26 protein-coding genes and 1 pseudogene are annotated in these 22430 nt (G+C 63.9%); 8 read left to right on the plus strand and 19 right to left on the minus strand.

Annotation, left to right across the window (positions count from 1 at the left end; all coding sequences use genetic code 11):
- Nucleotides 1-111: 111 nt before the first annotated feature.
- Together V3572_RS10455 and V3572_RS10460 are read right to left on the minus strand one after the other, a co-directional pair.
- Nucleotides 112-1767 (minus strand): AMP-binding protein, encoded by a 1656-nt coding sequence (locus V3572_RS10455; RefSeq protein WP_332110932.1) that lies wholly within the window; start codon nucleotides 1765-1767, stop codon nucleotides 112-114.
- A gap of 54 nt (nucleotides 1768-1821) precedes the next feature.
- The gene (locus V3572_RS10460) at nucleotides 1822-2382 is read right to left on the minus strand and encodes a helix-turn-helix domain-containing protein (RefSeq protein ID WP_332110933.1); all 561 of its coding nucleotides are present in this window, start codon (nucleotides 2380-2382) and stop codon (nucleotides 1822-1824) included.
- Nucleotides 2383-2594: 212 nt separating this feature from the next.
- Here V3572_RS10460 and V3572_RS10465 point away from each other — a divergent pair, with 212 nt between their 5' ends.
- The 6 genes from V3572_RS10465 to V3572_RS10490 all read left to right on the plus strand — a co-directional run bounded on the left by V3572_RS10465 (nucleotide 2595) and on the right by V3572_RS10490 (nucleotide 8924).
- Nucleotides 2595-3176 (plus strand): helix-turn-helix domain-containing protein, encoded by a 582-nt coding sequence (locus tag V3572_RS10465; RefSeq protein WP_332110934.1) that lies wholly within the window; start codon nucleotides 2595-2597, stop codon nucleotides 3174-3176.
- Nucleotides 3177-3187: 11 nt separating this feature from the next.
- Nucleotides 3188-4843: an AMP-binding protein gene (locus tag V3572_RS10470; protein ID WP_332110935.1), complete on the plus strand. Its 1656-nt coding sequence runs from the start codon at nucleotides 3188-3190 to the stop codon at nucleotides 4841-4843.
- Between the two features lie 102 nt (nucleotides 4844-4945).
- Nucleotides 4946-6406, plus strand: a complete 1461-nt coding sequence (locus V3572_RS10475) for a sodium:solute symporter family protein (RefSeq protein ID WP_332110936.1) — start codon at nucleotides 4946-4948, stop codon at nucleotides 6404-6406.
- Nucleotides 6407-6559: 153 nt separating this feature from the next.
- Nucleotides 6560-8017, plus strand: coding sequence for a cysteine--tRNA ligase (gene cysS, locus V3572_RS10480; RefSeq protein ID WP_332110937.1), 1458 nt, complete (start codon nucleotides 6560-6562; stop codon nucleotides 8015-8017).
- A gap of 89 nt (nucleotides 8018-8106) precedes the next feature.
- Nucleotides 8107-8676, plus strand: a complete 570-nt coding sequence (locus tag V3572_RS10485; RefSeq protein ID WP_332110976.1) for a UbiX family flavin prenyltransferase — start codon at nucleotides 8107-8109, stop codon at nucleotides 8674-8676.
- Nucleotides 8673-8924: a hypothetical protein gene (locus V3572_RS10490; protein ID WP_332110938.1), complete on the plus strand. Its 252-nt coding sequence runs from the start codon at nucleotides 8673-8675 to the stop codon at nucleotides 8922-8924. The genes V3572_RS10485 and V3572_RS10490 overlap by 4 nt, the downstream gene beginning before the upstream one ends.
- A 21-nt stretch (nucleotides 8925-8945) precedes the next feature.
- On the opposite strand, the gene V3572_RS10495 is transcribed toward V3572_RS10490, so the two are convergent.
- The 14 genes and pseudogenes from V3572_RS10495 to V3572_RS10560 all read right to left on the minus strand — a co-directional run bounded on the left by V3572_RS10495 (nucleotide 8946) and on the right by V3572_RS10560 (nucleotide 18605).
- Entirely contained in the window at nucleotides 8946-9632 is a 687-nt protein-coding gene (locus V3572_RS10495) for a class I SAM-dependent methyltransferase (RefSeq protein WP_332110939.1), read from the minus strand.
- Nucleotides 9633-9949: 317 nt separating this feature from the next.
- Nucleotides 9950-10231 carry a SemiSWEET family sugar transporter gene (locus tag V3572_RS10500; RefSeq protein ID WP_332110940.1) on the minus strand — a complete coding sequence of 94 codons (282 nt, stop codon included), beginning with the start codon at nucleotides 10229-10231 and terminating at the stop codon, nucleotides 9950-9952.
- Nucleotides 10231-10881 (minus strand): hypothetical protein, encoded by a 651-nt coding sequence (locus tag V3572_RS10505; protein ID WP_332110941.1) that lies wholly within the window; start codon nucleotides 10879-10881, stop codon nucleotides 10231-10233. Before V3572_RS10505 ends, V3572_RS10500 begins: the two co-directional genes overlap by 1 nt.
- A gap of 152 nt (nucleotides 10882-11033) precedes the next feature.
- Nucleotides 11034-11606, minus strand: a complete 573-nt coding sequence (locus V3572_RS10510) for a tetratricopeptide repeat protein (RefSeq protein ID WP_332110942.1) — start codon at nucleotides 11604-11606, stop codon at nucleotides 11034-11036.
- A 48-nt stretch (nucleotides 11607-11654) separates the two neighbouring features.
- On the minus strand, nucleotides 11655-12644 hold the full coding sequence (gene ilvC, locus V3572_RS10515) for a ketol-acid reductoisomerase (RefSeq protein WP_332110943.1): 990 nt from the start codon (nucleotides 12642-12644) through the stop codon (nucleotides 11655-11657).
- A 194-nt stretch (nucleotides 12645-12838) separates the two neighbouring features.
- Nucleotides 12839-13321, minus strand: coding sequence for an acetolactate synthase small subunit (gene ilvN / locus V3572_RS10520; RefSeq protein ID WP_332110944.1), 483 nt, complete (start codon nucleotides 13319-13321; stop codon nucleotides 12839-12841).
- 12 nt (nucleotides 13322-13333) lie between these two features.
- Nucleotides 13334-15025, minus strand: a complete 1692-nt coding sequence (gene ilvB / locus V3572_RS10525) for a biosynthetic-type acetolactate synthase large subunit (RefSeq protein ID WP_332110945.1) — start codon at nucleotides 15023-15025, stop codon at nucleotides 13334-13336.
- Nucleotide 15026: 1 nt separating this feature from the next.
- On the minus strand, nucleotides 15027-15260 hold the full coding sequence (locus tag V3572_RS10530; protein WP_332110977.1) for a DUF465 domain-containing protein: 234 nt from the start codon (nucleotides 15258-15260) through the stop codon (nucleotides 15027-15029).
- 96 nt (nucleotides 15261-15356) lie between these two features.
- Nucleotides 15357-15605 (minus strand): annotated as a pseudogene (locus tag V3572_RS10535) (DUF167 domain-containing protein); the annotation flags it as partial.
- Nucleotides 15602-16147 (minus strand): DivIVA domain-containing protein, encoded by a 546-nt coding sequence (locus V3572_RS10540; RefSeq protein WP_332110946.1) that lies wholly within the window; start codon nucleotides 16145-16147, stop codon nucleotides 15602-15604. The gene V3572_RS10540 and the pseudogene V3572_RS10535, both read right to left, overlap by 4 nt.
- A gap of 15 nt (nucleotides 16148-16162) precedes the next feature.
- Nucleotides 16163-16471, minus strand: coding sequence for a YggT family protein (locus V3572_RS10545; RefSeq protein WP_163300962.1), 309 nt, complete (start codon nucleotides 16469-16471; stop codon nucleotides 16163-16165).
- Between the two features lie 205 nt (nucleotides 16472-16676).
- Nucleotides 16677-17354, minus strand: coding sequence for an HAD family hydrolase (locus tag V3572_RS10550; protein ID WP_332110947.1), 678 nt, complete (start codon nucleotides 17352-17354; stop codon nucleotides 16677-16679).
- Between the two features lie 2 nt (nucleotides 17355-17356).
- Nucleotides 17357-18214, minus strand: a complete 858-nt coding sequence (locus V3572_RS10555) for a hypothetical protein (protein ID WP_332110948.1) — start codon at nucleotides 18212-18214, stop codon at nucleotides 17357-17359.
- 4 nt (nucleotides 18215-18218) lie between these two features.
- Entirely contained in the window at nucleotides 18219-18605 is a 387-nt protein-coding gene (locus V3572_RS10560; protein ID WP_332110949.1) for a hypothetical protein, read from the minus strand.
- 117 nt (nucleotides 18606-18722) lie between these two features.
- Here V3572_RS10560 and V3572_RS10565 point away from each other — a divergent pair, with 117 nt between their 5' ends.
- Nucleotides 18723-18914, plus strand: a complete 192-nt coding sequence (locus V3572_RS10565) for a twin-arginine translocase TatA/TatE family subunit (RefSeq protein WP_163300958.1) — start codon at nucleotides 18723-18725, stop codon at nucleotides 18912-18914.
- Nucleotides 18915-19004: 90 nt separating this feature from the next.
- Here the strand turns inward: V3572_RS10565 and V3572_RS10570 are convergent, their stop codons facing one another.
- Together V3572_RS10570 and V3572_RS10575 are read right to left on the minus strand one after the other, a co-directional pair.
- Nucleotides 19005-19601 (minus strand): CDP-alcohol phosphatidyltransferase family protein, encoded by a 597-nt coding sequence (locus V3572_RS10570; protein ID WP_332110950.1) that lies wholly within the window; start codon nucleotides 19599-19601, stop codon nucleotides 19005-19007.
- Nucleotides 19602-19753: 152 nt separating this feature from the next.
- Complete coding sequence (locus V3572_RS10575; protein WP_332110951.1) at nucleotides 19754-20983, minus strand: N-acetylmuramoyl-L-alanine amidase; 1230 nt, start codon at nucleotides 20981-20983, stop codon at nucleotides 19754-19756.
- Nucleotides 20984-21005: 22 nt separating this feature from the next.
- Here V3572_RS10575 and V3572_RS10580 point away from each other — a divergent pair, with 22 nt between their 5' ends.
- Nucleotides 21006-21497, plus strand: coding sequence for a SixA phosphatase family protein (locus tag V3572_RS10580; RefSeq protein WP_332110952.1), 492 nt, complete (start codon nucleotides 21006-21008; stop codon nucleotides 21495-21497).
- Nucleotides 21498-21501: 4 nt separating this feature from the next.
- On the opposite strand, the gene miaA is transcribed toward V3572_RS10580, so the two are convergent.
- Nucleotides 21502-22422 carry a tRNA (adenosine(37)-N6)-dimethylallyltransferase MiaA gene (miaA, locus tag V3572_RS10585; RefSeq protein WP_332110953.1) on the minus strand — a complete coding sequence of 307 codons (921 nt, stop codon included), beginning with the start codon at nucleotides 22420-22422 and terminating at the stop codon, nucleotides 21502-21504.
- Nucleotides 22423-22430 lie beyond the last annotated feature (8 nt).

The raw sequence follows: 22430 nt of genomic DNA on the forward strand, positions 1-22430 counted from the left end.
AAGAGGCCAAGGATTCGTCCACGTTTTCCGCCGCCGCAAAAAAGGCGCCCCCCGCCCGGCCAAAGGCCGCCGGGGACGGGGGACGCCGCGTTGTCGCGTTCCGGGGCGGGGCTACATGTCCCGGGTCAGGTCCATCTTGCGGATCTCGGCCCGTTTGATCTTACCGCTGATGGTCTTGGGCAACTCGGGCACGAACTCCACGATGCGCGGATATTTATACGGCGCGGTCACGGTCTTGACGTGGTTTTGCAGCTCCTTGGCCAACTCGTCGGACGGCTCGTAACCCGACGACAAGACCACCGTGGCCTTCACCGCTTGGCCGCGCACCTGATCCGGCACGCCGGTCACCGCCGCCTCGATCACGGCCGGATGGGTGATCAGCGCGCTCTCGACCTCGAAGGGGCCGATGCGGTAGCCGCTGCTTTTGATCAGGTCGTCGATGCGGCCCAGGAACCAGAAATAGCCGTCCTCGTCCATCCAGGCCTTGTCGCCGGTATAATACACCCCGTCGTGCATGACGTTGGCCGTCTTCTCCGGTTCGTCCAGATAGCCGGTGAAAAGGCCCAGGTTTTTGCCCGGGGCGAGCTTCAGGCAGATCTCTCCTTCCACCCCCGGGGGGCACGGCTCGCCGTGCTCGTCGAGCAGGATCAGATCCCAGCCCGGCGTGGGGCGGCCGATGGACCCGGGCTTGGGGGTCATAAACGGGAAGGTGGCCAGTTGCAGACAGGTTTCGGTCTGGCCGTAGCCTTCATAGATGGGCATGCCCGTGGCCGTCTTCCAGGCGTGGAACACGCTGTCGTTTAACAGCTCGCCCGCCGTGGTGCAGTGGCGCAGGTGCGAGAGATCCCACTTGGACAGATCCTCGCGGATGAGGAAGCGGTAGACCGTGGGAGGGGCGCAAAAGGAGCTGACCTTGTTGGCGGACACCACGTCCAGGAGTTCGGACGGGACGAACTTGCCCCGAAAATCCCACACGAAAACCACCGCCCCGGCCATCCACTGGCCGAAGAACTTGCCCCACACGGCCTTGCCCCAGCCCGTATCGGCCAGGGTCAGGTGGATGTCCCCGGGAGAAAGGTCGTGCCAGTAAACCCCGGTGACGAAATGGCCCATGGGATAGGCGTTGGTATGCACCACCATCTTGGGCATGCCCGTGGTGCCGGACGAGAAGAAAATCAGAAGGGGATCGTCGCGCCGGGGGGAGTCGGCCGTGCGGGGAAACGCCATGGCGGCGGATTTCCCGATCTCCGCAAAGGACGCCCACCCCTCGGGCAAAGGCGCGGGGCCCACCTGGATGAGCACCTCAAGGCCCGGGCAGGACTGGCGGGCGGTCTCGACCCGGGGCACGACGGAGTCCTCGGCGATGACCGCCTTGATCTTGGCGTAATTGACCCGGAATTCGATGTCGTGGGGGGTCAGGAGGTTGGGCGAGGGCACGGGCACGGCTCCGATCTTGGCCAGGGCCAGAAAGGTCACCCACCATTCCACCCGGCGGTACAGGATGACCATGATCCGGTCGCCCTTTTTGATGCCGAGCGTGGCGAAGGCGTTGGCCATCCGGCTGGATTCGCGGCTGAAATAGGCCATGTCGTAGTCGCGCCGGGTTCCCTTGGGGCCGATGTGGATCATGGCCGGACGGGCGGGCTCGGCGGCGGCCACGGCATCCACGAAATCAAAGGCGAAGGTGTAGTCTTCCGGGACGTCCAGGGAAAACGTTTCCAGGAACTCCCGGTAGGAGGCCGGGGACAGTTTTTGGGGGGTATTCACGTCAGGCTCCGTTTCGGTATTGGGCGGGCCATCGGCCCGGATCGCGCCGCTTTTTTAGATGATCACATCCAGGAACTCGGCCTCCTGGCCGTCCAGACCGCGCATGGCGTGGGGGGTGCGGGAATCGAAATACAGACAGTCCCCCGGCTCCATGGTCACGACGTCGCTGCCGAGACGAATCTCCAGACGCCCCCGCAGCATGTAGACGAATTCCTCGCCCAGATGCCGGTTGCTCTCGACGTCGAACTCGGGTTTGGGCGGAACCGTGACCAAAAAGGGCTCCATGGCGGGTTTGCGGAACCGGTAGGCCAGGCTCAGGTACTTGTAGGCCTTGCGCCGATCCACGGACAGGCCGTGTCCGGCCCGGACCAGGGAATAGGCATGCAGATGGGCCTCGCCGCCGGTCAAAAGCGTGGTCAGATCCACGTTGCAGACCTGGGCGACCTTGTAGAGGTAGCTGACCGGAATCTCGCGGTTTCCGGATTCGTAGGCCAGGACGTCTGCAGCATCCACGCCGGTTTTTTCGGCCAAGGCCTCGGGGGAGAACCCCATGACCTCGCGTATGCCGCCTAGTCGCATGGCGATGTCCTTAACCGGACCCACTTCCTCGTTCATGGCCGCACCTCGTGGCAAGCTGGATGGTTGGCGAAAAAGCGAAATGATCGCGAAAGAGAGGCTCTTTCTTTTTCCGAATATTTTTCCGTTGTCAAAGGGAAATCGGCGAAAATTGAAGGGAAGGGACAAAAAGGGACTGGAATCCCGGCGAAATATCCTGTACCGGAACCCGGGCGTACGTTCCCATCACACTCATGACCACGAGGTGTCGCATGAAAAACAAGAAGCTTGGAGAACGCATCCGGGCCTTCCGCGAATTGCAGGACTTAAGCCGGGAGGAAATGGCCGAGCGCACGGGCCTGACCCTGGAATTTCTCACCTCCCTCGAACAGGACGACATCACGCCCTCCCTGGGGCCGCTACTCAAGGTATCGCGGGCTCTCGGCGTACGCCTGGGCACCTTTATGGACGACGAGGTGGGCAGCGATTGCTGTCTGGTGCGTTGCGCGGATCTGGGCGGCGGCGACGATGTGGTCCTACACACGGGGGCGGCCCAAAAGGGCGAAGGACTGACCTTCCACTCCCTGGGCGCGGGCAAGGCCGACCGCCACATGGAGCCGTTTTTCATCGAGATGCAGCCTGAGGCCACGGGGTGCGACAGATCCCTGTCCTCTCATGAGGGCGAAGAGTTCATCGTGGTGGTTTCCGGCGAGGTTGAGGTGGTCATGGCCCGGGAAACCCATCTGTTGAGCCCCGGCGACAGCATCTATTTCAATTCCATCGTGCCCCACCATGTGGGCTGTGCGGGAACGGAACCGGCCCAGATCTACGCCGTTCTGTATTTCCCGGAATAAAGGCGCCGACCATGTCCGACGTTACCCCCTTGTTCGATCTGACCATGGGCCAACTCTTGGCCAAAACGGCGGCAGCCAACCCCGACAATGAGGCCGTGGTCTATGTGGACCGCGACTTCCGCCTGACGTACTCCCAGTTCGATAAGCTTACCGACGACCTGGCCAAGGGGCTCATGGCCCTGGGCGTGCAAAAAGGCGAAAAGGTGGCCGTGTGGGCCACCAACGTGCCCTATTGGGTGGCCTTGCAGTTCGCCACGGCCAAGATGGGAGCCATCCTGCTCACGGTCAACACCAACTACAAAAGAAACGAGCTCAAGTACCTGCTCACCAACTCCGAGTGCGAGAACATCTTCATCATCGACGGCTTTCGCGACTCGGACTACATCCAGATCCTTTACGATCTGGCCCCGGAACTGCGCAGCATGGAACGCGGGCGCATCAAAAGCACCACCTTCCCGCATTTGAAACGCGTCTTCTTCCTGGGCCACGAAAAACACCGCGGCATGTACAACATCCCCGAGGTGCTGGGCATGGCGCGCATGGTCACGGACGAGGAGTACGCCGGGCGCCAGGCCACCCTGCATCCCGACGACGTGGTGAACATGCAGTACACCTCGGGCACCACGGGCTTTCCCAAGGGGGTCATGCTCTCCCACAAAAGCGTGGTCAACAACGGCTACTGGATCGGGCAAAGGCAGCGCTTCTCGCCCAAGGACCGGGTCTGTCTGCCGGTGCCGCTTTTCCACTGCTTCGGATGCGTGCTGGGGGTCATGGCCTGCGTCAACCACGGGGCGGCCATGGTCTTTGTTGAGGCCTTCAACCCCATCGGGGTCATGTCCTCCATCGACCAGGAGCGGTGCACCGCGGTCTACGGCGTGCCCACCATGTTCATCGCCATGCTGGAGCACAAGCTCTTTAAAAAGTTCGACTTCTCATGCCTGCGCACGGGCATCATGGCCGGTTCGCCCTGCCCCATCCAGGTCATGCGCCAGGTCATGGACCTGATGTACATGAAGGAGATCACCATCTGCTACGGCCTGACCGAGAACTCCCCGGTCATGACCCAGACCACCCCCGACGATCCCCTGCACTACCGGGTGGAGTCCGTGGGCAAGGCCCTGCCGCACATCGAGGTCTGCGTGCGCGATCCCGAAACCGGCCTGGAGGCGCCCCATGGGGTGCAGGGCGAGGTCTGCTGCCGGGGGTATTCGCTCATGAAGGGCTACTACAACAACCCCGAGGCCACGGCCAAGGCCATCACCCCTGACGGCTGGCTTAAGTCCGGAGACCTGGGGACCATGGACGAAAACGGCTACCTGGCCATCACCGGACGCCTCAAGGACATGATCATCCGGGGCGGCGAAAACATCTATCCCCGGGAGATCGAAGAGTTCCTCTACACCCTGGAGGGCGTCTCCGACGTGCAGGTGGCCGGCGTTCCCAGCCGCAAGTACGGCGAGGAGGTGGGGGCCTTCATCATCCTGAAAAAAGGCGCGACCTTGGCCCCCGAGGACGTGCGCGACTACTGCCGGGGCCAGATCGCCTGGCACAAGATTCCGAAATACGTGGCCTTCGTGGACAGCTATCCCATCACCGCCAGCGGCAAAATCCAGAAATACAAACTGCGCGAGCTGGCTGGCGAGATGTTTCCCGAGGCCATGAAATAGCATCCGCCATCCCGGCCGCAGGCGGGCCTGCGGCCGGGACAACCCCCCGCCCCGCGCGAACCGCCGCGCCGGGAGGCACAGAATCCGGGAGCGTGGCTTTTCATGTTCGCCATTATTTTATTGTGCGTCTTTTTTGCCTTCATGATCGGGGTCGGCGTGTGGGGCATGCGCCGCACCACGTCCTTAAACGATTTTTTTCTGGGCGGCCGCAGCATCGGTCCCTGGGTGTCGGCCGTGGCCTACGGCACGACCTACTTTTCCGCCGTGCTGTTCATCGGGTTCGCCGGAAAGCTCGGCTGGGCCTATGGTCTCAACGCTCTATGGATCGCCGCCGGAAATGCCGTGTTCGGGTCGCTTATGGCTTGGCTGGTGCTCGGCAAACGCACCCGGCGCATGACCAAGAACCTCGACGTGATGACCATGCCGGAATTTTTGCAGGAGCGTTACGACGGAAAATACTTGAAGATCATCAGCGCGCTTATTATCTTCGTCTTTCTGCTCCCCTACTCGGCCTCGGTCTTCAAGGGCCTGGGCTACCTCTTCGAGGCCAATTTCAACATCTCCTTCGACACGGCCTTGCTTATCATGATCGGCATCACGGGCCTGTATCTGGTGCTCGGCGGCTATTTCGCCATCGCCTTCACGGATTTCGTCCAGGGCATCATCATGATCGGCGGGTCCATGGTCATGGTCTACCTGCTGGTGCAAAAGGGCGGCGGCCTTTCCGAGGTGCTGGAAGCCATCCCGGTCAAACACCTCCTGCATGTGCCGATTGAAAAACAACCCGGCACGCTTTTATTGTGCGCCCTGGTGTTCATGACCTCATTCGGAACCTGGGGGCTGCCCCAGATGGTGCAGAAGTTCTATGCCATCAAAGACGAATCGGTGATCACCAAGGCCGCCCTGGCCACCTGCGTGTTTGCGCTGATCATCGGGTTTGCGGCCTATTTCACCGGGTCCATGTCGCATCTGTTCTACGACGCCCCGCCGCTTTCCCCGTCCGGCGCGGCCAACTTCGACCGGCTCATCCCGGACATGCTCAAAAACAATCTGCCCGAGGCGCTCATGGCGCTGATCCTGCTCCTGGTGCTCTCGGCCTCCATGTCCACCCTGTCCTCCCTGGTCCTGGTCTCGGCCTCGGCCGTGGCCATCGACCTGTACAAGGGCCACGTCAACCCCGAGATCTCCAACAAGGCCTCAGTCCGCCTCATCCGCGTGCTTTCGGCGCTTTTCATCGTCATCTCCTACGTCATCGCCCGCTACGACTTCGACATCATCATCACGCTCATGTCCCTGTCCTGGGGCGCGGTGGCCGGGGCCTTCATGGCCCCCTACCTCTACGGCCTGTTCTGGAAAGGGGCCACCAAGGCCGGGGTCAAGGCGGGCATGGCCACGGGGCTTGTGGTCAACATCGGGCTCTTTTTCATCCTGGGCCCGGCCAAATCGCCCATCGCCTCGAGCGCGGCCATGATCGCGCCCTTTGCGATCGTCCCCCTGGTGAGCCTTTTTACCCGCCCGCCGGCAGCCCGGACCATTGAACTGGCCTTCGGCGAAAAAAGATGATCCACGCCCGCTCCTGGCAAAACGTCGGCGGGCGACGAACCTGACGGCCGGTTCGCCGGATGCGCCCCTGCCCTGCCGCCGCCCGGCCGGGACGCACTTGACTTTGCCTGCCCCCTTTGCTTTGACAAAACACCCCTTCGACCGGAGAAGCCCATGCAGCTTTACAATACCCAGACCCGTTCCAAAGAGGTCTTCACCCCCCGCATTCCCGGACAGGTCAACATGTACGTGTGCGGGATCACGGCCTACGACCTGTGCCATATCGGCCACGCCCGCTCCTGCGTGGTCTTCGACGTCCTGGTGCGCTACCTGCGCAGCCAGGGCCTTGCCGTACGTTTCGTGCGCAACTTCACGGACGTGGACGACAAGATCATCAAAAGGGCCAACACCGAGGGCATTCCGCCCGAGGCTGTGGCCGAGAAATACATCGCCGCCTTTCACGAGGACATGGACGCCCTGGGGATACTGCGCGCCGACGCCGAACCCCGGGCCACGGCCTACATCACGCCCATGCTGGAATTGGCCCAGCGCCTGATCGACAAGGGCCACGCCTACGCCACGCCGTCTGGCGACGTCTATTTCCGGGTGCGGTCCTTTCCGGGCTACGGCAAGCTCTCGGGCCGCGACGTGGAGGATCTGCGCTCCGGAGCGCGGGTCGCGCCCGGCGAGGAAAAGGAAGACCCCCTGGATTTCGCCCTGTGGAAGGCGGCCAAGCCCGGCGAACCCATGTGGGACAGCCCCTTCGGAAAAGGCCGTCCGGGCTGGCACCTGGAGTGCTCGGCCATGAGCGAGGGGCTTTTGGATCTGCCCCTGGACATCCACGGCGGCGGCCAGGATCTGATCTTTCCCCACCACGAAAACGAGATCGCCCAGAGCGAGGCCGCCCTTGGCCGGGACTTTTGCCGGTTCTGGGTGCATAACGGCTTCGTGCGCATCAATACCGAAAAGATGTCCAAGTCGCTGGGCAACTTCGTCACCCTGCGCGACATCTTTGCCGGATATCTCCCGGAGGTGCTGCGCTTTTTCCTGGTCTCAGCCCAGTACCGAAGCCCCCTGGACTATTCCCGCGAGGCCATGGACGAGGCCGAAAAAGGCATCCGCCGCGTCTACGCCGCCCTGGAGACGGCCCAGGCGGCCCTTGCCCGCACCAAGTGGTCCGGCAGCGCCCTTCCGGCCGACATCGCCCCGGAGATGGCCCGGCTGGAATCCGGCTTTACGGCGGCCATGGACGACGACCTGAACACCGCCGCCGCCCTGGGGCATGTCTTCGGCATGGCCCGGCTCGTCAACCGGGTCTTGGAGGACAAGGCCCTGGCCAAGTGCCAGGACGTGCCCGACCTGTGCCGCCGGTTTCTGGCCGACATGGCCGGATACGCCGCCGTGCTCGGGGTCTTCGGCACGGACCCGGCCGAGTTCAAGGCCCGGCTCAAGGCCAGCCGTCTGCGCCGCACAGGCATCGACGCCGCCAAGGTGGAGGCGCTTGTCGCCGAACGGCAGGCGGCCCGCAAGAACAAGGATTTCGCCCGCTCGGACGCCATCCGGGACGAGCTTTCGGCGCTGGGCGTGGAGGTCATGGACACCCCGGCCGGGCCGGAGTGGGACGTGGCCTAGCGGCGTGAACGTGAAATGCATGAAAAGGAACGCAAAAAGACAGCCATGACCCATTCTCCGCATCGGACACGCCCGGGAGCCATCCCATGATCCGCCGCGTGGTCCTGGCCGTCACCGGGGCCAGCGGCATGCCCTATGCCGTGTCCCTGGCCCGGGAACTGTCCCGGGCGTCCGGCGTGGAGCTGCATCTCATCCTGTCCGATGCGGCCCGGCTGGTCCTTTCCCTGGAGTCTGCGGTATCGGCCGCCGAGCTGTCGGGCATGGCCCACGCGGTCTACCGCCAAAACGAGCTGGACGCCGGTCCGGCCAGCGGTTCCTGGCGGCATTCGGGCATGGTGGTGTGCCCCTGCTCCATGGCCTCCCTGGCGGCCATCGCCACGGGCCTGGGCTCGAATCTCATCCACCGGGCCGCCGACGTCTGCCTCAAGGAACGCCGTCCCCTGATCCTTGTGCCGCGCGAAACGCCTTTCAACCGGACGCATCTGAAAAACATGCTGGCGGCAAACGAGGCCGGGGCGGAGATCCTGGCCGCCGCGCCGGGCTTCTATCACCGGCCCGCAACCATCGACGACCTGGTGCATTTTGTGGTGGCCCGCATCCTGGACCGCCTGGGCATCGCCCACGACCTCATGCACGGCTGGAAAGAGGACACGACATGAACGACGGACAAGACGGAGACGGCTGGACGGTCATGTCCAGTTTTGACGGGCCGGGCGAGACGCGCCCGGAATTCGAGGACATGCTGTGCGGGGAAATGGAGCGGTGGGAAGGCGAGGCCCGGCGGGCCGGACTCGATCCGGCCAGTCATGTGCGCCTGTCCCGAGTGGGCACGACGGTCCTTATCGCCATCAGCCCCGAGCTCGAGGCGGCCTTCACCCCGGCCCAGACCTTGTGGAAGGCGGACTAGCCTTTGGCGGGAGTATCCCGCTTAGGCCCGCACGAACCGCAGGAGCTTGCGGGGCTTTTCGTACTCCCCGTTTAATTCCGAGATGGGCTCCATGCGCCAGCGCGGGGCGAAAAAGTCCTGTACGTAGTCCAGCAGATAAAACGATCCGTCCCGCACGTACCTGTCGGTATAGACGCCGCGCAGGGCCTCGGGCGTGGTTCCCAGTTCCTTTCTGATCCAGTAGATCTTTTGCACCGACACGATGAGTTCCCGCTCCGAGAGTTTCTCCAGAAACCCCAGGGTGGGCGCGATCCGGTTCTCCAGAATGAAGGTCTTGCCGATGAATTCCACGAGCATGGCGATGTCGAAGGTCCGCTCCGGCAGGGTGCAGGCCGGATCGTAGATGTCGTGGGCCTCGAAGCTGACCGGAGAGTTAAAGTAATCCTTTAACACCTCGCATCCCTGCAACACCCCCTCCTCGCGATCCACCCCCACCACCTGGCGGGCGCCCAGCCGGGCGGCATAGAAGGTGAAGAATCCGAAGTTGCAGCCCAGGTCGACAACACTTTTGTCCGTGAAGTCGATCCGGGAAAAGGTGTCCAGGATCTCCGCATTGATGTCTTCCTTTCCCGGAACCAGGACGCGAAGATCCTCGTCGTATACGGTACGGTAGACATGCTCCGGCCCCACCAGGGAGGCGATCTCACGCATCTTTTCGGCAATGGACATGGAAAAAACTCCCGCTGACAGTGGAAAAAGGCGGACAGTGCATGCAACGGACACGGAAATCAATACCTGCGTTCTACAAAACACGGTGCGGCCATCTCCGGGAAACATCGCTGTCGGCATGCAGCCCAAACAGGCCTCGGGACGAAGGCAAAGCCTACCCATCCCGCTTCTTCCCGCGTTCGGCGTTCTCCGAAAACACAGAATCCACTAACAAATATTTAACAACTGAACAAGAAAAATCATGCTGCTAAAGAGAGAAAACGATCCCTCACGCCCATCGGGCGCCTCGCTGCCCATTTGGCGCGTCCGGCCGAGCCCTACCGCTTTCCCCTGCCGAAAACAACCTTCATGACCACCATGGACAGGGACAACACGAGCCCCACGCTGCCCACGGCCACCACGGGTCCGGAAACGGCAAGCAGGCCGTGGACCAGCCACAAGAGGATTCCGATGGTGAAAATGACGTACATGGGAAGCGAAATGTCCCGGGCGGACCTGGAGGCATAGGTCTTGATCACCTGGGGCAAAAAGGCCACGGTGGTCAGGATTCCGGCTGCATAGCCGAAGCGGTCGGGAAAAAAGGGGTCGAACGACGGCATCAGGGGGCCTTGCCGCCCATGTTCACGGCCGGGACCGACGGACTGCTCGGCGCGCGCGGGCCGGAAGCGCCCGAAAGGTCGCCGGGCCGTCCCGCCCCGCTTGACCCGCCCGGCTTGGCGGCGGACGTCCCGGCAGGCGTGACGGGTTTGGCGAAATCCACCGAAAAGCGGCGCAACGCGGCGGCCGTCTCGCGAAAATCCGTGGCGGCGGCGGCGATTTCAGCGGCCACCGGCTGTCCGTTCAGATTTTTCACCGTCACATCAAGCCACTGCAATTCCTTCTCGATCTTTCCGGACACCACGGACAATCCTGTTCGCATCAATGACCCCACGTCTTTCACGGATTTTTCACAGGATGGATCGAGGCGGTTATAGAGATACACCATGTCTCCGGCATTCAGGAAAAGCTCCCAGCAGGCCACAAGCGTCCCCCGGGCGGCCAGCACGTCCTTCATGGGCCCCACCGCCCCGCGCCGGGAAAAATCGGCATAGGCGTCCACCACCTTGCCCAGGTGGGCATGCAGGGTCTTGCTCTGGGCCGCATAGTAGGCCGTGAAGGAGGAGGTGTCGATTTTTCCGGCCACCGCGTAAGCTCCCGACGGCATCAGGAGAAACGCCGCCAGCAGCAGGCGCACCGCCAGCCCACGCACCCGTGCGCCGGGGCGTGGAGGGCGCCCAGGCGACGCAATAAAGCATATCGGAAAAACAACCATGTTCCCTTCCCTGCCCGAAACGAAAAAACCGCCGCAAGGCCAGGCGAGATCTGCCCGTCCCAGGCGGCGGTCCATCATGACACGTATGTTCAGCGTGGCGCGGCCGCCCGCCCCAGGCTCCACTCCTTGGCCATTTTCTGCACCGAGGCCAGATGCTGGGCGGACAACTCCTTCTCCCCCGCCGCCATCATCTTTACGGCCAACCGGCGATCTTCGTCGGGGATGTCCTGGCTGGACGCCGCCAGCGCGGCCCAAAACCAGCACCGGAAGGGATCGGAAGGGGTGGTTCCGAATCCCTGGCTGTACAGCCCGGCCAGCAGGAACTGGGCATGGGAAAATCCGGCGTTGCCCGCCCGGTACAGCCAGATCAGGCCTTCCGGATAGTCCCGGGGGACGCCCTGGCCGTTGACGTAGAACACGCCGACGTTGCACTGGGCTTCAAGATCCCCGGCCTGGGCCTTTTCCATCCACTGGAAAAAAGACAGCTCCTCGACCGGGGGGGGCGCCGTCTCCGCAGGCGGCGCGGCAGGGGCGTCGGGCGTCCCTTCCGGGGCGGCCAACGCCGCCATGCTCCAGACCCCGCCGTCCAGGCCCATCGCCGCCGCCATGACCAGCAAAGAAAAGGTCACCGCCACGCGGCAGATTCGAGACAAGCACTCCATGGCGCCCCTCCAAGGCCGCACCGCCAGGCCCGGCCCGCGTTGTCGAGCCTACTTTTTCAGCCAGCTCATCATGCCGCGCAGTTTGCCGCCCACCTTCTCGATGAGGTGCTCGGCATTGATGCGCCGCATGGCCAGAAAATGCGGCTTGCCTGCGGCGTTTTCCAGGATGAAGTCCCGGGCGAACTCGCCCTGCTGGATTTCCTTCAGTATCTTGCGCATCTCCTGGCGGGTCTGGTCGGTGACGATGCGGGGGCCGCGCGTGTAGTCGCCGTATTCGGCGGTGTCGCTGATGGAATAGCGCATGCGGGCCAGACCGCCCTCGTAGATGAGGTCCACGATGAGCTTCATTTCATGCAGGCACTCGAAATAGGCGATTTCCGGCTGGTATCCGGCCTCCACCAGGGTCTCGAAACCGGCCTTCATCAATTCGGACACGCCGCCGCACAACACGGCCTGCTCGCCGAAGAGGTCCGTCTCGGTCTCTTCCTTGAACGTGGTGGTGAGGACGCCGCCGCGCGTGCCGCCGATGCCCTTGGCGTAGGCCAGGGCCATCTCCGTGGCCTTGCCCGTGGCGTCCTGGTGCACGGCGATGAGGTTGGGCACGCCTGCGCCCTCGGTGTACACCCGGCGCACCAGATGGCCCGGGCCCTTGGGGGCGCACATGGCCACGTCCACGTCCGCCGGGGGCACGATCTGGCCGAAGTGGATGTTGAAGCCGTGGGCGAACATGAGCATCTTGCCCGCCGTCAGGTTGGGTTTGATCTCGTTTTCATACAGGCTCCGCTGGGTCTGGTCAGGCACAAGGATCATGATCACGTCGGCCTGGGCCGCCGCATCCCCGGCGCTGACCGGGGAGAACCCGTCTTCCTTGGCCTTTTGCCAGTTGGCCCCGCCGGGACGCTGGCCGATGACCACGTTCACGCCGGAATCGCGCAGGTTCAGGGCGTGGGCGTGCCCCTGGCTGCCGTAGCCGATGATGGCCACGGTCTTGTTGGCCAAAAGGGAGAGGTCCGCATCCTGGTCGTAGTAAATCTTCATTGTCGCTCCTTTGGTCAAATCATGGCCCGGGGGAGGTTTCTCCCCCCCCGGCATGGAAATGTGTCGGAGAAATCAGGCGGCGCCGACCGTATGTCGCGCCGGGCGCCGTTTCGTCCGTCGTGGATTGGGTCCGTAGTGTAAAACGCCTGTTCCTGTAAAGCGGTCGCCTGCACCGGGCCGTCCGGATCGCGCGGTTATCCCTGCATGCCCCGGCGCAGGGCCACGGCCCCTGTCCGGGCCACTTCCTTGATGCCGTAGCGCTGCAACAGATTGATCAGCGCCGTCAGTTTTCCCTGCTCCCCGGTGACCTCGATGATGAGCTCGTCGGGGCTGACGTCCACCACCTTGCACCGGAAGATGTCCACGATGCGAAGGATCTCGGCCCGCTTGGTCCCCTCGGCATCCACCCGCAAAAGCATCATCTCCCGCTCCACGGAGCTGGCCTCGCTTAAGTCGACAACCTTCAGCGTGGTCACCAGCTTGCGCAGCTGTTTGATGATCTGCTCGATGATCTGTTCGTCGCCGTGGGTGGTGATGGTCATGATCGAAAGCCCGGGGGTCAGCGTCGGGGCCACGTTTAAGGTCTCGATGTTGAATCCCCGGCCGCTGAAAAGCCCGGCCACCCGGGACAGGACGCCCGGCTCGTTCTCCACGAGAATGGAAATGATGTGACGCATGACGTGGCCTCCCTAGACCAGAAGCATTTCGGTTAAGGGCTTACCGGCCGGGACCATGGGATAGACGTTCTCCTCCCGGTCCACGACGATGTCCACGATGACCGTCCGGGGCAGGGCGAAGGCCTCTTTCAAGGTCTTCTCCACCTCGGCCGGGTCCGTGACCCGATATCCCGCCGCGCCGTACGCTTCGGCCAGCTTCACGAAGTCCGGGGCCACATCCAGGCAGGTGGCGCAGTAGTTCTTGGCGTAGAAAAGCTCCTGCCACTGCCTGACCATGCCCAGATAGCCGTTATTTAAGATCACGATCTTCACGGGCAGCCCGTAGCACACGGCCGTGGCCAGCTCCTGGATGCACATCTGGATGGAGCCGTCCCCGGCCACATCGATGACCAGCTTGTCCGGAAAGGCCATCTGGGCCCCGATGGCCGCCGGAAACCCGTAGCCCATGGTCCCCAGGCCCCCGGAACTCAAAAACGTGCGCGGGGTGTGGTAGCGGTAAAACTGGGCCGCCCACATCTGGTTCTGGCCCACCTCGGTGGTGATGATGGCCTTGCCCCCGGTCAGCTTGTAGATGGTCTCCACCACGGCCTGGGGCTTGATGGCCGGGCCTTCGTGGGAATAGGTGACCGGGTGCTCGGTCGCCCACTCTTCCACCTGGGTCAGCCATTTGTCATGGGACGGCGTGGCCGTGCCCTCGTCCAGGCGGGGGGCCATTTCCCGGTTGAGGGCCAGAAGGAAGGCCCGGCAGTCCGAAACCACGGGGACATGCACCAGGACGTTTTTCTGAATCGAGGTGGGGTCCACGTCGATATGCACGATGGTGGCTTTTTTGGCGAACTCGCTGATTTTTCCCGTGACCCGGTCGTCGAAACGCGACCCGATGGCCAGGATGAGGTCGGCGTTGTTGATGGCGTGGTTGGCCGCAAACGTGCCGTGCATGCCGAGCATCCCCAGCCACAGGGGATCGTCGCCGGGAAAGCAGCCCAGGCCCATGAGCGTGGCCGTGACCGGGATCTTCAAGGTGCGCGCCAGCCAGGTCAGTTCCTCATGAGCATTGGAGGAGATGACCCCGCCCCCGGCGTAGATGATGGGCTTTTTGGCCTTGGCGATAAGGTCGGCCACCTTGCGAACCTGCTTGACGTTGGGCTCGATGGTGGGGTTGTAGCTGCGCATCTTGATGGTTTTCGGATACTTGTATTCGGTCACGGCCTGCTGCACGTCTTTGGGGATGTCCACCAGGACCGGCCCCGGCCGCCCCGAGGAGGCCAGATAGAAGGCCTCCTTGATGGTGTGGGCCAGCTTGGTCACGTCTTTGACCAGGTAGTTGTGTTTGGTACAGGAGCGGGTGATGCCCACAATATCCACTTCCTGAAACGCGTCGTTGCCGATGAGCGGGGTGGGAACCTGCCCGGTGAAAATCACGACCGGAATGGAATCCATGTAGGCGGTGGCGATGCCCGTCACGGTGTTGGTGGCCCCGGGACCGGAGGTTACCAGGCATACGCCGACCTTGCCCGAGGCCCGGGCATAGCCGTCGGCGGCATGAATGGCCCCCTGCTCGTGGCGTACCAAAACGTGATTGATCGGATAGTTGGGCAGTTGGTGATAGATATCGATCACCGCGCCGCCGGGAAACCCGAAGACGACATCAACCCCTTCCCTGCGCAAGGATTCCAGAAGGATTTGCGCCCCACTCAATTCCATGTCAATTCTCCTCGGTATTTCTGTATTTCTTGAGGATGGCTTCCAGCTTGGTCTTCCCGGCCAGCTTCTTCTTTTTGATCTCTTTGACTTCCAGATCCTCGGCCGGGGTGAGATAGGGTTTGTTTTCCAGTTTCTCCAGGATCTTCTCGTACGATACGTGCTCCTCGTACAGGGCCTTGAGTTCCGCGTCATTCTCGCCGTGCATGGAAATGAGCTCCAGATCGCGTGCTTCCATGGTCCTGTCTCCCTTTCCGCTTGGAGTTGCGAAGCATCCCCGGCCTGAGGCCAGGACGCTCCAGTCGGGTTCCTCCGGGGCCGTGACCGCCACCGTCTTGCGACGGCCGGTCAACCCCGACACCACTTCCACCTGTCTGGCCCGAAGTCCCAGGCGCTTAGCCAAGATGGCCGCCACGGCCTGGTTGGCCTTGTTGTCCACGGCCTTGGCCCGAACTTTGACCATAAGCCGTCCGTCCAGGACGCCGTCCACGGCGTCCACCGACCCGCCGGGCTTGGCCCAGACCAGGACGGTCCATCTCTCCGGCCCCTGCCGGGCAATGAACGTCGGCGAGGGCCCGGTCATGCCGATTCCTCGCCAAACAAAAAGTCCCCGCCCGCCATCTCGCCGCCCTGCTCCCCGGCCAAGGCCCGGGCGCCGTCCAGGGGGTCGCGTTCCCGACCCTCGTCCGGGGCGTTCAAAAGCCGGGCATGGGCCAACAGCAGGTCGCGCATCTGCTGTTCGAAGCGCTCGCGTTGCCGGTAAAGCGCCTCGATGCGGGCGTTTTCCCCGGCCACGCGACGTTTGGCCGCCTCGGCCAGCTCCTCGGCCTGACGTCTGGCCTCGTCCACCAGAGCCACGGCCTCGGTGCGGGCCTTCTCCTTCATGTCCACCACAATGGTCTGGGTGGTCATGAGGGTGTCGCGCAAGGTAGCCTCGCGCTCCTTGTACTCCCGTAAATCCCGTTCCATCTCCGCGATCCGGCGCAGAAGTTCGGCACGTTCCCCGGCCAGACGGTCCAGGGTCTCGGCCGCCTCGCGCAGGGTTGCATCGACCTCGGCAGGCCGGTAACCGAAAAGTTTTTTCGAAAACGTGTGCGTCAGCAGGTCACTTTTGGAGATGGTCACGTCGCGTGCGTCCCCTTACATGGGCGGCCCGGACAACCCCACGACCATCAGGGCCGGCACCAGGAAGCTGCGCAAGAACTGAATGGCCAAAATAACCACGATGGGAGTCAGGTCGAAGCCTCCTACCACGAGAAAGGGCGCCAGGCGACGGATGCGATAATAGACCGGCTCGGTGATGGCGTACAGAAATCGGACGATGGGGTTGTAGGGATCGGGCTTGACCCAGGTTAAAAGGGCCGAGATGATCACCACCCAGAAATACAGCATGAGCACGGTGTCGAGAACAAGCGCCACCGCCCGGAAAAAAAGACCGACTATCTGCATTGCCGCTCCTTTAGGCACGCGTCTGACGTCGAACGCGCCCTCTGCCTGAAAGGTGGCACAGCACACCCGGCAAATCAAGGGGATTTTTCATCCCGAAGCGAGGTCCACTCGCCCAGCCCGCCGTTCTCCGCCGTGCGTGACGGCGGCCCAGGCCCCGAGTCCTGGCGATCCGGTCCGGCCTGGCCGGAATTGCCGCCTTCGCGCCTCAGGCCCCGGGATCGGGCAGGGCCTTACGCAGGCACTGGCGCAGGCTGTCGAAATTGGGAATGTGCATGGCGGCCAGAAGGGCCGGGTTCTTGTAGGCCCAAAACGGAACGCCGGCCGCCCGGGCGGCCCGCTCATCCAGGGCCGTGTCCCCGATGTAGGCCACCTGCGGCGCCGACAGCTCCCAGGCGGCCAGGATGCGGTGCAGGCCCTCGGGGCACGGCTTGGGGTGGCTGATGCGCCCGGCGGTCACCACCGGATAAAAGAACAGCGACAGGTCGAACGTCTCCAGAACCAGGTCCATGGTGTTGGTGCGATTGGTCAAAATCCCCATGCGCACGTTTTTCTGGCGCAAAAGGACCAAAAGCTCCCGCAGACCCGGCTCAAGATAGACGTAGGGCATGATGTCCCGGTAATCGAATCCGCGTCGGATGGCGTCCGCCTCCTCCAGGCGATCCGGGGGGATGATCCGGGCCATGGACTTGGTCACGGAATGGGCGTGGACGTATTGCTCTTCCTCGGGGGTCATGGACAAAAGTCCCATGCGTTCCCGAATGAGGTTGTAATACATGCGGTTGGCGTCCAGAGAATCCACCAAAACGCCGTCACAGTCGAAAACGACCCCGCGAATGGCCGAGAGTTCGGCCGGAACGGCCAGGGGCGAGCACACGTAACGCACGATCATTCCTCCCAGGTGACGGGGACAAGGACGGTTCTTAGGGCATCAAGCCAGGGGGATTCGGGGCGCGGCCGGTTGTCCAGAAGCAGTCGCCATCCGGGCAGGGACACGGCCGTAAACAGGTCGGCAAAGGCCTCGGGGACGAACGCCCCGGCTTTTGGGGTCGCTCCGCTCCCGTCCAGCTGGCCCGCCTCGGCATAGGCGTCGGCCACCCGGGCCTCGGTGATCACCAGGGCGGCATGCCCGGGAAGAAACCGCAGCATGGCGTCCAGAAGCGGCCGCCACGGACCACAAAACTCTCCGGCCAAGGTCTTTTTATCCGTCAACCCGGTCCCTTCCAGGAGCCCCGGGGGCAACTCGTCCGCATCCTCGTCGGACAGCCCGAGGTTTTCGGCGAACTCGCGCATCGACTGATCCACTCCGCCGCCAAGGCCCGACAATTCCAGGATCTTCTCCTCCATCCGCCAGGCCAGGCACAGCCCGAGTTGGGCCTTGACGGCCCCGGCCCGGGAGGCCTTCGGGCGGCCGGGGGTCATCCGGTCGCGCAGGGCGTCCTCGATGCCCCGGGAGCTTTCGGGGAAAATATCCTCGAACCGCGTGGAAAAAAAGGCATCCAGCTCACGGGGGTTTTTGACCTCCCGCTCCAGGGCCTCATATTGCCCGATGGCGGCCATCAGAGAGGCCTGGTCCAGGGGCAGATCCGCCGGACGATACAGCGTCTCCCCGGAGTCCGGGGAGGCCGTGGCCAGACCGGGATCGAAAAAGGCGGCGGCTCCCGCAAGGCGCGTCGGCAAAAGCCCGGCATGCATGCAGGGAAAATAGATGCTCAAGGCAGGGGCTCGGGGATCTTGTGTGGGCACGGCGTCATCCATTGGTCGAAGGTTCGCGGAAAAGGACATAGTGCGGGCACTGGCCGGGACACGGCGGCATGGCCCGCAGACAGATGTCGCCCTCGGCATGCACGCACCCGAGAAAGGCGTCACTATCACCGGGTTGGTAATCCCGGCAACACCCTTCCCGGCCAAGCAACCGGGGAAACCGTTCATTCCAGATGTGGGCGGCGGCGGCTTCGTCCAACCCGAAGGCGTCGGCGCGTTGCACGTGCTCGTCAAAGGCCTCGCACAGGCGCAAAAAAACGCCGCAGCGCACCTTCTGATCGAGGCCGGGATTTTGGTGTTCCGAAAGAAAACAGCGCCCCCGGACGAAGTATCGGCATTGCCGCCCGGGAAGCGCGCGTACCACGCCGGACATGGCCCCTCCACATAAGTCGCCCCATCGGCCGGGGCCGCCCTGCGGGAGGGGCGGTTTCTTGACCTGCCGGAATGGCGCGTGTATAGCCTGCCTCACGTCATACGCTGGAGGCGCCGCATGTTTGGAATCGGAATCCCGGAACTGCTCATCATCTTAGTCATCATACTGGTAATTTTCGGCGCCAACAAGCTCCCCGAAATAGGAGCCGGCATGGGCAAGGCCATCAAGAATTTCAAGAAGGCCACCACCGAGCCGGAAGAGATCGACGTGACCCCGAAAAAAGACGACGAACCGGCTGAGAAGAAATAGCCCGCGAGAGCGGCGCCAGATCAAAAAGCCCCGGAATCGCCGATTCCGGGGCTTTTTCCATGTGCGCCATGGCCGCCATGGGGCGGCGGCCTATCCGCCATTGCCGTTTTTGCCGTCCTCCGGGAACGAGCCGAACCACTTGAAAATATAGAGCGCCCCGGACACCACGCACAATACGGCCACGGTTCCGACAAGAACGTGTTGGGCCAGGATCAACGCCGCTTCGTCCCCGTTCCCAAAAAAGGCCCGCCCGCCGAGCACGGCCAGAATCAGAAGCATCTGGGCTGTGGTGTTGATCTTGCTGATCATCAACGGCCGGATGCGCTCCTTCACGTCCACCCCGGAAAACGACAACACCGCCAATCCGCCCACGATGATCACATCCCGGCTGACTACCACCACGGCCAGCCAATCCGGAATCCAACCCTTGATTGCCAGGCAGATGAACGAGGTGACCAGGAGGATCTTGTCCGCCAGGGGATCGAGCATGGCCCCAAGCCGGGAGCGTTGATGCAGTACGCGGGCGATGGTCCCATCCAAAGCGTCGGTGAGACCGGCCACGCCAAAGGTCAGAAGCGCCGAAAAGAGCCGCTCCTGCATGAAAAGCACCACGAACACAGGGGTCAAAAGCACCCTGAAGATGGTCAGAAGATTGGGGATGGTCCAGTTTCGTTCGCCAATGCCCATGCGCACGCCCTTTCACACGAATGGCGCAATGTAGCCCCATGCAGGGATGCAGGCAAGGCCTTGACGTATTTCCTTTGGCTCCATACGCGCCGCCACCCAAGCCGAGGCCCGCGCGGCGTCAGCGAAAGGCGTGTTCGTCACGGGCCGCGACACTACCCCGGCGCATTCCCCCCGGCGGCGCGGGACGCAGAAAGGATCGCCCGGGCCAGGGAACCGGCCAGTTCGTTGCGGCGGTCGGCATCGGCCAACACGGCCGCGTCCTTGGCGTTGGAGACAAACCCCATGGCCGCAAAGACCGCCGGGGCGTCCACGGCGTCCAAAAGCGACAGCCCGGCGGCCGCCACGCCGCCCTTTCCGGAAAACGGCCCGCCGCCCATGCCTTTTTCCAGGATGGCGGCATAGCGGGCGCTGTCCACGTCCTGCCGCCTGGCCATGCCGTCCCGCACAAGCCCCGCCTCAACGCCGTGATGCCCGGCCCGGGGGAAACCCGGAACCGCCCCGGCCAGACGGTTTTCAAATGCGGCCACGGCCTGGGCCACGGCGTCTGGCCCGCCTCCCCCCTGCCGGGTGAAGAGATGCACCCCCGATACGGCGGCATCGTCCACACTCGGGGCATGCAGGGACAAAAAAAGGTCCGCCGCATACAGGTCGACGCAGGCCGCCCGGGCTGCCGTGGACAGGCGGATGTCCGACATCCTGGTCAAAAAGATGGCCATGCCGGTTCCCGCCCCCTGAATCTCCCGGGCCGTTTGCAGCGCCAGGTCCAGGGTCACGTTCTTCTCCCGAAGCCCCGAGGCCCCGACGCCTCCGGCATCCGGACCGCCATGCCCGGCGTCGATCACCAGCCGAAACGGTCCCGTTGGTCGAGGCGGCCTGCCACTCTCGGCCACAAACGCCTCCCGTTCGGCCCGGGCGGTCTTTTCCAGGCGCGAGGCGCTGCGCCGTCCACCCTTCTCCCCGTGTTTGGCCCCCGTAACCGGCTCTTCCAAAATAGGCCGCTGGGCCAGGATGTCCGCCAGCATGCGGGTGTGGGTGTCGGCGGGATTGATGCGCAGGGCCTCGCGAAAGGCCGCCAGCGCCTGGGCAGGCTTCCCGGACTGGGCCCAGGCCCGGCCAAGGAGAATGAAGGCCCGCTCGTTGCGGGGATCGGCGGCCGTGATGCGACGCAGGCTGACCACGGCCTCCTCGATCTTTCCGGCATCGAGCAGATGCTGCGCGGCAGCCATGGGATCGGCGGAGGCCAGGGCCAGAGACAAAGGGGAGAGGGCGGCCACGGCGGCGAACCCCGCCAGACGGATCAGAAACCGTCTGCGGTTCGCGCGGCAGGGGGCGGCAGGCGTCCCTTTTCCCGCTTGGAATTTTGCGATATCGGACATGGGCATGTTTTTTTTCATGGAGGCGGTCATGGATGTGTATCTTATGCGGTCAGGGACCGGCTTGCCAAGCGATGTGGACCAGGCCCGGCCGCTCTCGCCCGTGGCCAGGGGGCAGGCCCAGATGGCGGCCAAGGTCTTTGTCCGGCTGGGCGTGACGCTTGAGGCCGTGGTCTGCGCCCGTTCCCTGCGCGCCGCCCAGACAGCCGAAATCATGGCCCAGGCCCTAGATTTTCCAGGAACGTCCATCCTGGCCGAGTCGTCCTTCTCGGGCACGGGACAGGTGGACGCGGCCATGGCCTTTTTGGCCGGTCTGGCCCCGGCCCGCTCGATTTTGTGTTGCGGCCATGCGCCGCTGCTCGAACACCTCGCCTCCACCCTGATCAGCGGCGGTCCGGCGGCCCGCATCCACTTCGAACACGGCGGCATCGGCCATTTCGAGGTTCCCGAACTGCCCACCCGGGCGGCGGTCCTGCACTGGCTTTTAGGACCCGCCCAGTTGCGGCTTCTGGCCACGCCCTGACCTGTCAGCCTCCGGCCAGCCGGGCCTGCACCAGCAAGGCCATGCCCTGATGGTCGTCCGGGGCGAACCAGGACACGCCGGACTCCTTGCGAAACCAGGTCATCTGGCGCTTGGCGTAGGCCTTGGTGTTTTTGAGCCACAGGGTCTTGGCCGCGTCAAGGTCCAACTCCCCGGACAGGTGGCGCAATATCTCGGCGCAACCGATGCCGCTTAGGCCCCAGGCCCCTTCGGGAAATCGCGTGGCCGCCCGGGCCACCTCGGCCACGGCCCCCTGCTCGACCATGGCCTCGATGCGCCCGGCAAGGCGCTGGGCATAGCCGTGGGCCGAAATGTCAAGCCCGATTTTCACGGCGGCGTATTCCGGCCCGGTCGTGGCCTCCTGGGCATGCCAGTCCGTGAGCGTGCGGCCCGTGGCGGCGTACACCTCAAGGGCCCGGGTGATGCGCTGCCGGTCGGCCGGGGCGATGCGGGCGGCGCTTGCCGGGTCCACGGCGGCAAGCCGGGCATGGAGCGTGTGCGGCCCGACCCGGTCGCATTCCCTCTGAATGTCGGCCCGCAGGGCGGCCGGGATGTCCGGGATGGGGGCCAGCCCGGAAAGGACGGCCCGCAGATACAGCCCCGTGCCGCCGACCAGGATGGGCAGGCGGCCCTGCCGCCGCACCCGGGCCGCCATGGCATGGACCAGCCGGGCATAGGCCCCGGCGCTTCGCCGGGCGCCAGCAGGCAAAAATCCGTACAGGTGGTGCGGACAGCGCGCCTGCTCCTCCCGGGTGGGCTGGGCGGTGACCAGGGGCAAATCCCGATAGATCTGGCGGGAATCGTAGTTGATCACCGCCCCGTCAAAGGCCTGGGCCAGGCGGATGGCCGCCTCGGTCTTGCCCGTGCCGGTGGCCCCCAGCAGGCAGACCACGGGAAGTGCGGTCATGGCCTCTC

This window comes from Desulfolutivibrio sp., from assembly GCF_036584575.1.
GTDB lineage: Bacteria > Desulfobacterota > Desulfovibrionia > Desulfovibrionales > Desulfovibrionaceae > Desulfolutivibrio.

Coding starts and splice junctions, on each gene's coding strand:
- V3572_RS10460 (WP_332110933.1), bottom strand. CDS start 2,382: ATGAACGAGGAAGTGGGTCCGGTTAAGGACATCGCCATGCGACTAGGC.
- V3572_RS10465 (WP_332110934.1), top strand. CDS start 2,595: ATGAAAAACAAGAAGCTTGGAGAACGCATCCGGGCCTTCCGCGAATTG.
- V3572_RS10470 (WP_332110935.1), top strand. CDS start 3,188: ATGTCCGACGTTACCCCCTTGTTCGATCTGACCATGGGCCAACTCTTG.
- V3572_RS10475 (WP_332110936.1), top strand. CDS start 4,946: ATGTTCGCCATTATTTTATTGTGCGTCTTTTTTGCCTTCATGATCGGG.
- cysS (WP_332110937.1), top strand. CDS start 6,560: ATGCAGCTTTACAATACCCAGACCCGTTCCAAAGAGGTCTTCACCCCC.
- V3572_RS10490 (WP_332110938.1), top strand. CDS start 8,673: ATGAACGACGGACAAGACGGAGACGGCTGGACGGTCATGTCCAGTTTT.
- V3572_RS10495 (WP_332110939.1), bottom strand. CDS start 9,632: ATGTCCATTGCCGAAAAGATGCGTGAGATCGCCTCCCTGGTGGGGCCG.
- V3572_RS10500 (WP_332110940.1), bottom strand. CDS start 10,231: ATGCCGTCGTTCGACCCCTTTTTTCCCGACCGCTTCGGCTATGCAGCC.
- V3572_RS10510 (WP_332110942.1), bottom strand. CDS start 11,606: ATGGAGTGCTTGTCTCGAATCTGCCGCGTGGCGGTGACCTTTTCTTTG.
- ilvC (WP_332110943.1), bottom strand. CDS start 12,644: ATGAAGATTTACTACGACCAGGATGCGGACCTCTCCCTTTTGGCCAAC.
- ilvN (WP_332110944.1), bottom strand. CDS start 13,321: ATGCGTCACATCATTTCCATTCTCGTGGAGAACGAGCCGGGCGTCCTG.
- ilvB (WP_332110945.1), bottom strand. CDS start 15,025: ATGGAATTGAGTGGGGCGCAAATCCTTCTGGAATCCTTGCGCAGGGAA.
- V3572_RS10530 (WP_332110977.1), bottom strand. CDS start 15,260: ATGGAAGCACGCGATCTGGAGCTCATTTCCATGCACGGCGAGAATGAC.
- V3572_RS10545 (WP_163300962.1), bottom strand. CDS start 16,471: ATGCAGATAGTCGGTCTTTTTTTCCGGGCGGTGGCGCTTGTTCTCGAC.
- V3572_RS10560 (WP_332110949.1), bottom strand. CDS start 18,605: ATGTCCGGCGTGGTACGCGCGCTTCCCGGGCGGCAATGCCGATACTTC.
- V3572_RS10565 (WP_163300958.1), top strand. CDS start 18,723: ATGTTTGGAATCGGAATCCCGGAACTGCTCATCATCTTAGTCATCATA.
- V3572_RS10570 (WP_332110950.1), bottom strand. CDS start 19,601: ATGGGCATTGGCGAACGAAACTGGACCATCCCCAATCTTCTGACCATC.
- V3572_RS10575 (WP_332110951.1), bottom strand. CDS start 20,983: ATGCCCATGTCCGATATCGCAAAATTCCAAGCGGGAAAAGGGACGCCT.
- V3572_RS10580 (WP_332110952.1), top strand. CDS start 21,006: ATGGATGTGTATCTTATGCGGTCAGGGACCGGCTTGCCAAGCGATGTG.
- miaA (WP_332110953.1), bottom strand. CDS start 22,422: ATGACCGCACTTCCCGTGGTCTGCCTGCTGGGGGCCACCGGCACGGGC.